Source organism: Roseateles sp. GW821-FHT09H11 (genome assembly GCF_059415845.1).
Window position 1 is genome coordinate 284,211 of the sequence record NZ_JBWKOA010000007.1, and the last position, 14,022, is coordinate 298,232.

Sequence of the window (14,022 nt, forward strand, 5' to 3'; positions counted from 1 at the left end):
CTCCGACTTCTGGACCTCACGATGCAAGCCACCCCTTCCCCCGATCGCTGGCAGTTCTGGATCGACCGCGGCGGCACCTTCACCGATCTGGTCGGACGCGCGCCCGATGGCACGCTGCACACGCTCAAGCTGCTGTCGGAGAACCCCGAGCACTACCGCGACGCGGCGGTCGAGGGCATCCGCCGTCTGCTCGGCCTGAAGGCCGGCGAGCCCATCACGGCGGAGCAGGTCGACTGCGTCAAGATGGGCACGACAGTGGCGACCAACGCGCTGCTGGAGCGCCGCGGCGACCGCACGCTGCTGGTGACGACGCGCGGCTTCCGCGACGCGCTGCGCATCGCGACGCAGGCGCGGCCCCGTCTCTTCGAGCGCCACATCCAGCTGCCCGAGCTGCTGTACGAGCGCGTCGTCGAGGCCGACGAGCGTGTCGACGCGCAGGGCTGCGAGATCGCGCCGCTGGACGACGCCGCGCTGCGCGTGGAGCTGCAATCGGCGTTCGACGCCGGCCTGCGCGCCTGCGCGATCGTGTTCCTGCACGGCTGGCGCGCGCCGGCGCATGAGCTCGCGGCCAAGCGCCTCGCGCAGGACATCGGCTTCACGCAGATCTCGGTCTCGCACGAGGTGAGTCCGCTGATGAAGCTGATCCCGCGCGGCGACACGACCGTCGTCGACGCCTACCTGAGTCCGATCCTGCGGCGCTACGTCGACCAGGTGGCGGCCGAGATGCCCGGCGTCCGGCTGTTCTTCATGCAGAGCTCCGGCGGCCTGACCGAGGCGCGTCGTTTCCAGGGCAAGGACGCGATCCTCAGCGGCCCGGCCGGCGGCATCGTCGGCATGGTGCGCACGGCCGAGGCAGCCGGCCACGACCGGGTCATCGGCTTCGACATGGGCGGCACGTCGACCGACGTCAGCCACTTCGCCGGCGAGTTCGAGCGCGCCTTCGACACCGAGGTCGCCGGCGTGCGCATGCGTGCGCCGATGATGAGCATCCACACGGTGGCGGCGGGCGGGGGCTCGGTGATCGCCTTCGACGGGGCGCGTCTGCGCGTCGGGCCGGCCTCGGCCGGCGCGAACCCCGGTCCCGCGAGCTACCGCCGCGGCGGCCCGCTCGCGACGACGGACGCCAACGTGATGCTGGGCCGCATCCAGCCGGCGCATTTCCCCAAGGTCTTCGGGCCGGGCGCGGACGAGCCGCTCGACGGCGAGGTCGTGAAGACGCGCTTCGCCGAGCTGGCCGCGCAGATGTCCGCCGCGGGCAAGCCGATGACGGCGGAGGACGCCGCCGCCGGCGCGTTGCAGATCGCCGTCGGCGCGATGGCGAACGCGATCAAGCGGATCTCGGTCGCGCGCGGCTACGACGTCACCGGCTACACGTTGCAATGCTTCGGCGGCGCGGGCGGCCAGGCCGCCTGCCTGGTCGCGGACGCGCTCGGCATGACGCGCATCCTGGCGCATCCGTTCGCCGGCGTGCTCAGCGCCTACGGCATGGGCCTGGCCGACCAGACCGCCATGCGCGAGGCTTCGATCGAGCGTGCGCTCGATGCCGACGGCCTGTCCGCCGCGCGCGAGACGGCGGCGTCGCTGGCCGCGCAGGCCGGCGGCGAGCTGGCGTCGCAGGGCGTTTCCGCCGGCGCGTTGCGCACCATCGCGCGGGCGCAGGTCCGCTACCAGGGCACCGACACGGCGCTCACCTGTCCGCTGCCGCTCGACGGGTCGGCGCCGGCCGCGATCGCCGCCATCCGCGAAGCCTTCGAATCGGCCTACCGGCGGCGCTTCGCCTTCCTGATGCCGGACCGCGCGCTGGTGATCGAGGCGGTCTCGGTCGAGGCGCTGGCCGCCGGCGCGTCGCTGGAGGCGCCCGTCGAGGCCGCCATCGCGAGCGCGCACCGCCCCGAGCCGCTGGAGCGCGTGCGCATGTACTGCCTGGCCGACGAGTCGCCCGCCGGCTGGCGCGAGGCCGAACTCCACCACCGCGAGTCGCTGCGCCCGGGCGCGCGCATCGACGGTCCGGCCATCGTCGCGGAGCGCAACGCGACCACGGTCGTCGACGCCGGCTGGCGCGCCGAGCTGCAGTCCTCGGGCGACCTGCTGCTGACCCGCGTCCGCGAACGCACCCGCACGCGGGCGCTCGGCACCGAGGCCGACCCGGTGGTGCTGGAGGTCTTCAACAACCTCTTCATGAACATCGCCGAGCAGATGGGCCTGCGGCTTCAGAACACGGCCCATTCGGTCAACATCAAGGAACGGCTGGACTTCAGCTGCGCGCTGTTCGACGCGCAGGGCCAGCTGATCGCCAACGCGCCGCACATGCCGGTGCACCTGGGCTCGATGAGCGAATCGATCCGCTCGGTGATCGAGCGCAACCCGTCGATGCAGCGCGGCGATGTCTACGTCCTCAACGACCCGTACCACGGCGGCACGCACCTGCCCGACATCACCGTCGTGACGCCGGTGTTCCTGGACGAGGACGACGCCAGTCCCGGCTTCTTCGTCGCCAGCCGCGGCCACCACGCCGACATCGGCGGCATCACGCCGGGCTCGATGCCGCCGTTCTCGCGGGACATCACCGAGGAGGGCGTGCTGATCGACAACTTCCAGCTGGTCGAGCAGGGCCGGCTGCGGGAGGCCGAGCTGCAGGCCCTGCTGCGTTCGGGGCCGCACCCCAGCCGCAATCCGGCGCAGAACCTGGCCGACCTGCGCGCCCAGGTGGCCGCCAACGAGAAGGGCGTGCAGGAGCTGCAGGCGATGGTGGCCCAGTTCGGCCGCGCCACCGTCGAGGCCTACATGCAGCACGTGCAGGACAACGCCGAGGCCTCGGTGCGGCGCGTGATCTCGGTGCTGAAGGACGGCGCGTTCACGCTGCCGCTGGACAACGGCGCCCGCATCCAGGTGGCGGTGACCGTGGACACGGCGGCGCGCCGCGCGACCGTCGACTTCACCGGTACCAGCGCGCAGCAGCCCAACAACTTCAACGCGCCCAGGTCGATCACGATGGCGGCGGTGCTCTACGTGTTCCGCACGCTGGTCGATGACGCGATCCCCCTGAACGCCGGCTGCCTGAAGCCGATCGACGTGATCGTGCCCGAGGGCTGCATGCTCAATCCGCGTTATCCGGCGGCGGTGGTGGCGGGCAACGTGGAGACCTCGCAGTGCGTGACCAACGCGCTGTACGGTGCGCTCGGCGTGATGGCGGCCGGCCAGTGCACGATGAACAACTTCACCTTCGGCGACGCGACGCACCAGTACTACGAGACGATCTCGGGCGGCTCCGGCGCCGGGCCGGGCTTCGCGGGCACCTCGGTCGTGCAGACGCACATGACGAACTCGCGGCTCACCGATCCCGAGGTGCTGGAGTTCCGCTTCCCGGTGCGGCTGGACAGCTATGCCATCCGGCAGGGATCGGCCGGCGCGGGCCGCTGGTCCGGCGGGGAGGGCGGGGAACGCCGCATCCGTTTCCTGACGCCGATGACGGCCTCGATCCTGAGCAACGGGCGGACGTCGGGCGCCTTCGGCATGGCCGGCGGCCAGCCGGGGGCGGTCGGCGAGAACCTCGTCGAGCGCGCCGACGGCCGGATCGAGCCGCTGGGCCACATCGGCCAGGTGGAGATGGCGCCCGGGGATGTCTTCGTCATCCGCACGCCCGGCGGCGGGGGTTACGGCGCGGACCGGCGCTGATCGTCCGGAGCGCCGCTCAGGGGATTTGCGGCGAGGTATTCGGTGAAGTCGGCCATCGTCGTCAGATCCTTCTCCATCAGGGAGAAGGCGCCGCATAGCGCTGTCAGATCACGGGCGTGACGCAGCGTGACGGCGTCGACTTCGGCAGGGCGCAGCCGGTGCCCGGTCCAGTCCGTGAAGATGCGTTCCATGCCGGCCAGCGCGGCGGCAGGCCCGCGTCCGTCGACGGACAGGAAGGCGATCCGCTCGTCAGGGCAGTCCTGGCGGTGGCGTTGGCAATGGCGGACGAGGGCGAGCGCCTCTGCCACCGTCAGGGCGTCGCTTGGGTCCGTCCGACCGAGTTCCACCAGATCGATGCTGCATTTCTGCGTCCGCGCCGCCGCCTTGCCATGGCGTGCCGGCGGAGCCAGCATCAGATCGAGCTGAACGGTCGTTGCGCGCTCGGGCAGGCCCTGCGTCGGCGGCGTGTCGACCCGACAGATGTCCGCCCGTTCGCCGGTGGGCAACTCGCCGTCCCAGGTGGAGGACAGGCCGTGGAGGCCCGTGCGGCAGGACTCCCCGGTGCTCAGGTCGACGATGAGGCCGACGTTGTGATGCATCAGCGCGCCGATCAGGCGGGCCCGGCTGGCGTCATCGACATCAGGCGCCCGCAGCACCAGCGTGTGGCTATCGACGAGATGGCCGCGCAGCGGCGCATCGTTCCCGCCTTGTCGAGGGGTATGCAGGGACAACGCCGCATTGCCGGGCAGGCGGCCGACGTCGCCAGTGCCACCTGGCGGCCCGGAGAAGCCGGTCCGGCGCTCCAGTTCCTGGTACAGGCGACGACCACGCTGGGGATTGGCGTAGACGACGACCGTGTCATCCGCCGACGGGATCTCGGCCGGCAGTGTGGGCTCCGATCGAGCGGTGAAGAAGCTCGGCAGCAGGTAGTTCAGCATGGGGATTTGCGAAGTGGTGTCGTCTGATGAGTTGTCGCCGGACCTCTTGAGTTCGAGGGAAGGAACGCCGCCTCTTGACTTGCGGCATGTCGCCCCCAGTTGCGCATGCCTAGAATCGGCTTACTCCCCTCAGGTCCGCCTCCCGGCGGCCGCTGCCCATCATGGTCCCTCACCTCATCACCGCCCTGACCGGGCCCATCAATGAACTGGAGCAGCGCGTGCTCGAGTCGATGCCGGCGATCGAACGCTGGTTCCGGCTCGAGTGGATGGAGCACACGCCCCCCTTCTACAGCTCGGTGGACCTGCGCAATGCCGGCTTCAAGCTGGCGCCGGTGGACACCAACCTGTTCCCCGGCGGCTTCAACAACCTGACGCCGGAGATGCTGCCGCTGGCCGTGCAGGCGGCCATGGCGGCGATCGAGAAGATCTGCCCCGAGGCCAAGAACCTGCTGCTGGTCCCGGAAGCGAAGAACCGCGGCAGCTTCTACCTGTCGAACCTGGCGACGCTGGTCCGCATCTTCTCGATGGCGGGGCTGAACGTGCGGCTGGGCTCGCTGGACGAGTCGGTCAAGGAGCCGACCACGGTCGCGCTGCCGGACGGCAATTCGCTGACGCTGGAGCCGCTGGTCCGCCAGCGCTCGCGGCTGATGCTCAAGGACTTCGATCCCTGCACCATCCTGCTGAACGACGACCTGTCGGCCGGCACCCCGGACGTGCTGAAGCACCTGCACGAGCAGTACCTGCTGCCGCCGCTGCATGCCGGCTGGGCGCAGCGCCGCAAGAGCCAGCACTTCCGCGCGTACGAGGAAGTCTCGAAGAAGTTCGCCAAGCTGCTGGGCATGGACCCGTGGCTGATCTATCCGCACTCGGTGGCGGTGGACGGGCTGGACTTCGCGACCGGTGCCGGCCTGGACGCGCTGCAGGCGCAGGTCGACGCGACGCTGACGCGCACGCGCCGCAAGTACAAGGAATACGGCATCCAGGAGAAGCCCTTCGTCGTCGTCAAGCCGGACGCCGGCACGCACGGCCTGGGCGTGATGACGATCCGCGACGCGAAGGACCTGGACGTGCTGGCGATCAAGGCGCGCGACAAGCTGGCCAGACTCGAGGGCGTGCCCGCGCTGTCGCAGGTGCTGGTGCAGGAAGGCGTCGTCACGCATGAGCGCATGCATGAGGCGGTCGCCGAGCCGGTCGTGTACATGATGGACCGCTACGTCGTCGGCGGCTTCTACCGCGTGCATGCCGACCGCGCCGAGGACGAGAACCTCAACGCGCCGGGATCGAGCTATGTGCCGCTGGCCTTCGCGCACTCGTCGCACCTGCCCGCCCCGGGCGAGAAGCCCGGCGCCAGCGCGCCCAACCGCTTCTACATGTACGGCGTGATCGGGCGCCTCGCCATGCTCGCGGCGAGCTACGAGCTGGAGACGACCGATCCGGACGCCGAGGACTACGCCTGAGCCGAGGCCGCCTGCGGACGCAGGCGGTCGATCAGCCGATGCACGGCGGCGTCGACAGCGCGCCAAGCCCGACGCAGCGGCAGCGGCACGGCATTCGCCAGGCGCTGCTTGACGCGCTGGTACCGCGTGGGCGGCGGGTCCGCCAGGTGCAATGGCAGCGCGCCCCCGAGAGGGTGCGGTGCGCGGGCCGAGGGGCTCTTCGGCGCCTGGCCGGGACGCAGCAGCGAGCGGGCCTCTCCCTCGCTCACTTCCTCCCAACCGCTTGACTGGGGCCGCGCTTTGTTCACGGATGCGTCCACTGATGCGTTCACGGATTCCAGGCGCAGTACCGCGGGGGGCGTCCATGGCTGTTGCCATCGCGGCGGCTGAGGGGCCGGGCCCTTGTTGCTCCGCTGGCCCGGGGCCGGGGACAGCCCGTGGGCGGTGCGGGCGGTCGGAAGATTCAACAGGCGCTCGGTGAATCGGGTCTGGGTCGGATCCAGCGGTCGGGCGTTGTCGGGACGCCCTGCGTACGAAGCACCCGATACGTTGCGGTGGTAGCGCGGGAGGGGAGTGGGGGTGAACATGGAGACCTTCGATCCATGAGACCACCTCATGGTTGCCAGGCTCAGTTGTCAGCGGGCATCCCTGGTTCCACCGGTCGCCCGATTTTCGTCCGGCGTCTCCACGGGCCTGGCAGGCGGGTCAGTGCTTGCCGCTCTCGGCACCCGCCGTCTCCACCAGCAGCTGCCTGAAGCGCTCCACCGCCTCGACCTGCGTTTCGGGCAGGTGCCAGACGCTCATCGGGCCGAGCCCCAGATCGACTGCATGCGGCAGGATCACGACCACCTCCTGCTTCGCAGCGGTCATGGCCATGTCGTGCGGCATGACGGCGACCAGCGGCATCTCGCGCATCAGGCTCAAGGCGAGCATCGCGTCGCCGCTCTCGATCAGGTCGGCGGGCGGCGCGAGGCCCATCTCCTGCCAGAGCCGGTCCATCAGCATCCGCGTGCGCGTGCCCGGCAGCTGCCAGATCCAGCGCTGGTGGCTCAGCACTTCCCAGCTCAGCTTGGGCGTGCGCGCCAGCGGATGCTGCGCGCTCATCGTCAGCACCTCGGGTTGCGGCAGCAGCGACACGCGCGCCAGTCCGAGCGGCTCGTCCTGCGGCATCGCGCGGGCGACGACCAGGTCCAGCGTCCCCGCCTGCAGTTCCGCGAACAGCGAGCGCAACGCATGCGTGCGCACGCTCAGCGTGACGCCGGGGTTCTCGCGCTTCATCGCCGTGATGGCCACCGGCAGCAGGCGTGCGAGCGATGCGTTGGTCGCCCCGATGCGCACCTCGCCGGACGCGCCGCGCACCATCGTGGCGACGTCGCCCGCGGCGCGTTGCAGGTCGGCATCGAGCTTGCGCGCCAGCGTCAGCAGACGACGCCCCAGCGGCGTGGGCTGCATGTTGCGTCCGCGCCGCAGGAACAGGGTTTGTCCCAGCCCTTGCTCCAGCTCCGCCAGCGTCTTGCTCACCGCGGGCTGCGTCACATGCAGCTGATCGGCGGCAGCGCTGATGCTGCCGGTGTCGTTGAGGGCCAGCAGCACCCGTGCGTGGCGCAGCGACATGCGTCGGATGACGAAGTGTTCGGCGGCCTCGGGCGACGTCGATGACGCATTCATAACCAAAGTTTCACAAGTCCATCACAAAGCATCATGGCCCGAAAGACGCCCCTCCTTACCGTGACCCCGTCTCCCCCGAGTCCCGTCACAGGAGTGTTCTTTCATGGTCCGTCGAATTTCCCGTCCGCAGCGCCTGCTTCCGGTGCAGCCCTTGCAGCTTGCGGCTGCCATCGCCCTCGCGCTCGTCAGCCAGGCCCACGCCCAGCAGGCCCCCGCCGCCGCCGCATCGGCCGCGGCCACGTCCCCTTCGGCGGATGACTCGAAGAAGCTGGAGCGCGTCGAGATCACCGGCACGCTGATCAAGCGCACCGACAAGGAGACGCCGTCGGTCGTCCAAAGTATCACGCGCGAAGACATCCGCAACTCCGGATATGCCAACGTCGAGGAGCTGCTGCGTGCGAACTCCGCCGTCGACCTGGGCTCGATCGGCGACGGCGCCGCGTCGGGCTTCGTCGGCGGCCTGTCGACGATCTCGCTGCGCGGCTTCGGCTCGCAAGGCACGCTGATCCTGATCAACGGCCGCCGCACCGCGCCGGTCGCGGCGGTGGACGTGAACTTCGGCCGCGGCACGATGATCAACGTCAACACCATCCCCAAGGAGGCGATCGAACGCATCGACATCCTGAAGGACGGCGCCTCGGCGATGTACGGCTCGGACGCGATGGCCGGCGTCATCAACTACATCCTGCGCAAGGACTACCAGGGCATCGAGGGCAGCGCCTCCTACGGCGCCAACGACCAGGGCGTCGGCGCGACGAAGAACGGCGCGATCACCTTCGGCTTCGGCAACCTGGCCACGCAGCGCTTCAACGTCTTCGGCGGCCTGGAGGTCTCCAAGCGCGACAGCGTCATGGCCAACGAGCTGAAGGACCGCGGCAACCTCGCGCTGCAGAACCAGTACCTGACGTCCAACGGCTCGCTGGCGCGTTTCACGCCGGACTCGTCGGCATCGTTCTACGGCAACTACTACCGCGTGCCGACCAGCCTGACGGGCTCCACCACGATCGGCGGCATCAGCGTCGCCAACAACAGCCTGTCGGGCGCCAACTACCTGGGCACCCTGTCGGGCTGCCCGGCGGACCGGACCGTCGGCCAGGGCGTGCCTAACCGGCCCGCGGGCTTCCTGCCCACGACCGGCTCGCTGCCGACGGGACTGTGCCGCTTCAGCCTCGACGACGCGGACGAGATCGTCGCCAAGCAGGACCGCCAGAGTGGCATGGTGCGCGGCACCTTCGCGATCAACAACGACCTGACCGCGTATGCCGACCTGATGTACTCGAAGACCAAGACGACCGAGCAGCGCGTGCCGTACGCGATGACGACGTCGCTGGTGACCTCGGGCAACCCGGTGGCGACGACCTGGCCCAAGCTGGACGGCAGCTTCCTGCGTCAGAACGCGATCATCCTGCCCGTCGGCCACCCGGACAACCCGACCAACGGCACGGCGAACCAGCAGCAGGTGCAGCTGATCTACCGCTTCGAGGACCTGCCCCGGGGCGACATCAACATCCTGCGCTCCACGCGCCTGACGGCGGGCCTCGAAGGCACCGCCTTCGGCTGGGACTTCGACACCGCGATCCTGGTCAGCCAGAACAACAACGAGCGCTTCCAGGAAGGCCGCGTGCGCAGCTCGCTGCTGAACGCGGCGATCGCCAACGGCACCTACCGCTTCGGCAAGACCAATTCGCAGGAGGCGATCAACAGCGTGTCGTCGACGGCCTACAACGAGGGCAAGTCGCAGCTGGTGTCGTGGGACCTGCGCGGCAGCCGCGAGCTGTTCCAGCTGCCGGGCGGCCCGGCCGCGATCGCCGTCGGTACCGAGCTGCGCAAGGAGAAGCTCGACGCCATCCCCGACGACGTCTACGGCACCGGCGACTACATCGGCCTGGTGGCCAACGGCGCCTCGGGCAGCCGCAAGTCGTATGCCGCCTTCACCGAGCTGAGCCTGCCCGTCGTGAAGCAGCTGGAGCTGCAGGCCGCGGCGCGCTACGAGCACTACGACGACTTCGGCAACAGCACCACCGGCAAGGCCGGCTTCAAGTGGACGGCGCTGCCGTCGCTGATGGTGTTCCGCGGCACGGCGGCGACGGGCTTCCGCGCGCCGGCGATCTCGCAGATCGGCAACTCGTTCGCGCTGTCCTTCCACAGCTTCCAGGAGCGCCGAGTCTTCGACAGCCTGCGCTGCGACACCAGCAACCCCAACGCCCCGGTCAGCAAGGCGCCGGTGTCGGTGAACCGCGACTGCAACGTGCTGGGCTTCAGCGCGGTGCCGTCGGGCACGACCAACCCGGGCAGCATCCCGACGGTGATCAGCGCCAATCCGAACCTGGAGCCGGAGAAGTCCAATTCGTTCACCGCCGGCATGATCTTCACGCCGAGCAAGTACGCGGACCTGGCGATCGACGGCTGGTACTTCCACCGCAAGAACGAGATCCGCTCGCAGCGCGGCGTGGACATCATGGACGACTACAACGCCAACCCGAACTCGGGGAACGTGCAGGTCGTGCGTGATCCCAATCCCGAGACCTGGCTGCCGGGCGTGGCCAACAGCGGCCCGATCATCATGCTGGTGCGCCAGTACGGCAACAACGAGTGGACCAAGACCTCGGGCATCGACTACGACCTCAACATCCGCCTGCCGGCGATGGCGTGGGGCAAGTTCAGCATGAACGTCAACGGCACCTACACGGCGCGCTACGACCAGCTGATCCTCAAGGGCGGCGAGGTGCAGCACCAGGTCGGCACCACGACGTCGGACATCTCCAAGACCCGCGCCAGCGCGACGTTCAAGTGGGACACCGACCGGGCGCGGGGCTGGATCCGCTTCAACCACGCGGATCCGCTGTCGAGCACGGTGTGCTCGTCGCTGACCGCGGCGCAGCGGGCCTTCCTGAGCAACCTCAACCGCTGCCGCGTGGGCCGCGACCGCACGATCGACCTGGGCGCCTCGTACAGCGGCATCAAGGGCCTGACGCTGTCGGCCAGCGTCATCAACGTCACCAACGACTACGACCGCGCCAACGGCATCCCGACCGTGTTCAGCTACTACGACAGCGGCGCGTCCAACGTGCTGGGCCGGCGCTTCAACGTCGGGGCGAGCTACGTGTTCCAGTGATCGCCGTCAACCCCCGCCCCCGTGACGGTGGCGGGGGCCATTGACGCACCGCACAACGGAAGGCAGACAATACGCGTTTTCGACTTCCGGCGGCCCGGGCGGCCGCCGCGATCCTTGTGAGTTCACATCACGCGCCCCGTTCGCCGGCCGCCCTGGCCGGCCTGACCATCGGCGCCCTCGGTGTCGTCTACGGCGACATCGGCACCAGTCCCCTCTACGCGCTCAAGGAAGTCTTCCACGGCGCGCATGTCCCCATGACGCACGACAACATCCTCGGGGTGCTGTCGCTGCTGTTCTGGACGATGACCATCGTGGTCTCGTTCAAGTACGTGCTGCTGATCCTGCGCGCCGACAACAACGGCGAGGGCGGCCTGATCGCCATGCTCGCGCTGGCCACGACGGCCGTGCGCGAGAAGCCCACGCTGCGGCGCGGGCTGATGCTGGTGGGGCTGTTCGGCACGGCGATCTTCTTCGGCGACGCGGTGATCACGCCGGCGATGACGGTGCTCTCGGCCGTCGAGGGCATCGAGGTCTACGCGCCGCAGTACCACGACGCGGTGGTGCCGATCTCGCTGGTGGTGCTGGCGGGGCTGTTCGCGGTCCAGCGTTTCGGCACCGGCGGGGTGGGCAAGGCCTTCGGGCCGGTGATGCTGGTGTGGTTCACGTCGCTGGCGCTGCTGGGCGTGCCCAAGATCATCGGCAATCCGCATGTGCTGCAGGCCATCAACCCGATGTGGGCGATCGACTTCTGCACGCACTACGGCTGGATCGCCTTCGTCGCGCTGGGCGCGGTGGTGCTGGTGGTGACCGGCGGCGAGGCGCTCTACGCCGACCTGGGCCACTTCGGCAAGCAGCCGATCCGCATCGCCTGGTACAGCTTCGTGATGCCGGCGCTGACGCTGAACTACTTCGGCCAGGGCGCGCTGCTGCTGGACCGGCCGGAGGCGATCAAGAACCCGTTCTTCCTGCTCGCGCCGAGCTGGGCGGAGATCCCGCTGTTCGTGCTGGCGACGCTGGCGGCGATCGTGGCGTCGCAGGCGCTGATCACGGCGGCGTTCTCGGTGACCAAGCAGGCGGTGCAGCTGGGGCTGCTGCCGCGCATGCGCATCGTGCACACGTCGGTGCGCGACATCGGCCAGATCTACGTCCCGTTCGTCAACTGGGGGCTGTTCGCCTTCGTCGTCGTGGCGGTGGCGTTCTTCGAGTCGTCGAGCAAGCTGGCCGGCGCCTACGGCGTGGCGGTGACCATCGACATGACCATCACCACGGTCATGACCTTCTTCGTGATCCGCTTCGGCTGGAAGTACCCGCTGTGGCTGTGCGTGCTGGCGACGGGCGCATTCTTCGTCATCGACGCCACCTTCCTGGCGTCCAACCTGCTGAAGGTGCTGCACGGCGGCTGGTTCCCGCTGCTGATCGGCTTCGGCATGTTCACGCTGATGCTGACCTGGAAGCAGGGCCGCCGGCTGCTGTCGGACAAGCTGCGCGAGGACGCGATCGACCTGAAGAGCTTCCTCGAGGCGGTGTTCATCAACCCGCCGACGCGGGTGCAGGGCACCGCGGTGTTCCTGTCGGCGGAGCAGGGCACGACGCCCAACGCGCTGCTGCACAACCTCAAGCACAACAAGGTGCTGCACGAGCAGAACCTGTTCGTCAGCGTCAAGCATCACGAGGTGCCGTGGATCGGCTTCGAGAAGCGGGTCGAGGTCGAGAGCCTGGACAACGACTGCTGGCAGGTGACGCTGCACTTCGGCTTCAAGAACGAGCCCGACGTGCCGGACGCGCTCAAGCTCCTGGAGCAGCGCGGCGTGCATCTGGACGAGATGGAGACCAGCTACTTCCTGTCGCGGGACATCGTGATCCCGACGATCGGCTCGGGCATGGCGTTGTGGCGGGAGAAGCTCTTCGCGAGCATGCACCGCAACGCGGCGGCGGCGGCGGACTTCCTCCACCTGCCGGCCAACCGGATCGTGGAGCTGGGGTCGAAGGTCGAGATCTGACCCCCGCGCCATGAATCGCTGGCTGAAAGACCTGTCCCTGTCCGCCGTGGTCGCGGGCTTCGTCGCCGTGCTGGTGGGCTTCACCAGCTCGGTGGCCATCGTGTTCCACGCCGCGCAGGCGCTCGGCGCAACGTCCGCGCAGACCAGCTCCTGGATCTGGGCGCTCGGGCTGGGCATGGGACTGACCAGCCTCGGCCTGTCGCTGTGGACCCGCCAGCCGGTGCTGACCGCGTGGTCCACGCCGGGCGCGGCACTGATCGCGGGTGTCTCCGGCATCTCGATGTCCGAGGCCGTCGGCGCCTTCATCGTCTGCGGCGTGCTGATCCTGATCGCCGGCGCGACGCGCTGGTTCGAACGGATCATGGACCGCATCCCGATCGCCATCGCCTCCGCGCTGCTGGCCGGCGTGCTGGCGCGCTTCGGCCTGGACGCCGTGCTGGCCACGAAGACCGCGCCGGCGATGGTCCTGACGATGGCGCTCACCTATGTGCTGGCGCGGCGTTTCCTTCCCCGCTATGCGACGCCGCTGGTGCTGCTGGCGGGCGTGGCTGTCGCGGCCTCGCAGGGGCGGCTGCATCTCGAGGCCGTCGACTGGAGCTGGGCGATGCCGGTGTGGGTCACGCCGTCGTTTTCCGTGACCGCGCTGGTCGGCGTGGCGCTGCCGCTGTTCCTGGTGACGATGGCCTCGCAGAACCTGCCCGGCGTCGCGGCGCAGCGGGCCTCGGGCTACCAGACGCCGGTGTCGGCGAGCATCGCGGCGACCGGCTTCGCGTCCATCGTCTTCGCGCCCTTCGGCGGCTATGCGTTCAACCTGGCGGCGATCACCGCGGCGATCTGCATGGGGCGCGAAGCGCACGAGGATCCCGCCCGGCGCTACATGGCCTCGGCGATGGCGGGGGTGTTCTACCTCGCGATCGGCCTGGCGGGCGGCGCGGTCGTGGGCCTGCTGACCGCCTTCCCGCGGGAGCTGATCGCCGCCGTGGCCGGCCTGGCGCTGCTGGGCACGATCGCCGGCGGACTGTCCGCCGCGCTGAAGGACGAGCACCACCGCGACGCCGCCATCCTGACCTTCCTGGTGACGCTGTCGGGACTGAGCCTGCTGGGCATCGGGTCGGCGTTCTGGGGCGTGGTCGCCGGTGCGGTTTCTCTTTTGGTGCAACACTTCAAGGCTCGTTGAGTTCCTTGCTGAA

At 69.4% G+C, this 14,022-nt stretch carries 8 protein-coding genes; 5 read left to right on the top strand and 3 right to left on the bottom strand.

All coding sequences use genetic code 11. The features are described from left to right. The first annotated feature begins 21 nt into the window (after positions 1-21). Complete coding sequence (locus AC07PR_RS23345) at positions 22-3,675, top strand: hydantoinase B/oxoprolinase family protein (RefSeq protein WP_495136729.1); 3,654 nt, start codon at positions 22-24, stop codon at positions 3,673-3,675. Here the strand turns inward: AC07PR_RS23345 and AC07PR_RS23350 are convergent. Next, positions 3,654-4,613, bottom strand: coding sequence for a hypothetical protein (locus tag AC07PR_RS23350; RefSeq protein WP_495136730.1), 960 nt, complete (start codon positions 4,611-4,613; stop codon positions 3,654-3,656). The genes AC07PR_RS23345 and AC07PR_RS23350 overlap by 22 nt on opposite strands. A 161-nt stretch (positions 4,614-4,774) precedes the next feature. Here AC07PR_RS23350 and gshA point away from each other — a divergent pair, with 161 nt between their 5' ends. Next, entirely contained in the window at positions 4,775-6,070 is a 1,296-nt protein-coding gene (gene gshA, locus AC07PR_RS23355) for a glutamate--cysteine ligase (protein ID WP_377158375.1), read from the top strand. Here gshA and AC07PR_RS23360 read toward each other — a convergent pair. Beyond that, positions 6,061-6,318, bottom strand: a complete 258-nt coding sequence (locus AC07PR_RS23360; protein WP_377158374.1) for a hypothetical protein — start codon at positions 6,316-6,318, stop codon at positions 6,061-6,063. The genes gshA and AC07PR_RS23360 overlap by 10 nt on opposite strands. A 436-nt stretch (positions 6,319-6,754) precedes the next feature. Further along, entirely contained in the window at positions 6,755-7,717 is a 963-nt protein-coding gene (locus AC07PR_RS23365; RefSeq protein WP_431101268.1) for a LysR family transcriptional regulator, read from the bottom strand. A 103-nt stretch (positions 7,718-7,820) separates the two neighbouring features. On the opposite strand from AC07PR_RS23365, the gene AC07PR_RS23370 reads away from it, so the two are divergent. The 3 genes from AC07PR_RS23370 (at position 7,821) to AC07PR_RS23380 (ending at position 14,009) form a co-directional block, all read left to right on the top strand. Further along, the gene (locus AC07PR_RS23370) at positions 7,821-10,832 is read left to right on the top strand and encodes a TonB-dependent receptor domain-containing protein (protein ID WP_495136731.1); all 3,012 of its coding nucleotides are present in this window, start codon (positions 7,821-7,823) and stop codon (positions 10,830-10,832) included. Between the two features lie 116 nt (positions 10,833-10,948). Beyond that, complete coding sequence (locus AC07PR_RS23375) at positions 10,949-12,832, top strand: potassium transporter Kup (RefSeq protein ID WP_483108533.1); 1,884 nt, start codon at positions 10,949-10,951, stop codon at positions 12,830-12,832. 10 nt (positions 12,833-12,842) lie between these two features. Further along, the gene (locus AC07PR_RS23380) at positions 12,843-14,009 is read left to right on the top strand and encodes a benzoate/H(+) symporter BenE family transporter (protein WP_495136732.1); all 1,167 of its coding nucleotides are present in this window, start codon (positions 12,843-12,845) and stop codon (positions 14,007-14,009) included. Positions 14,010-14,022 lie beyond the last annotated feature (13 nt).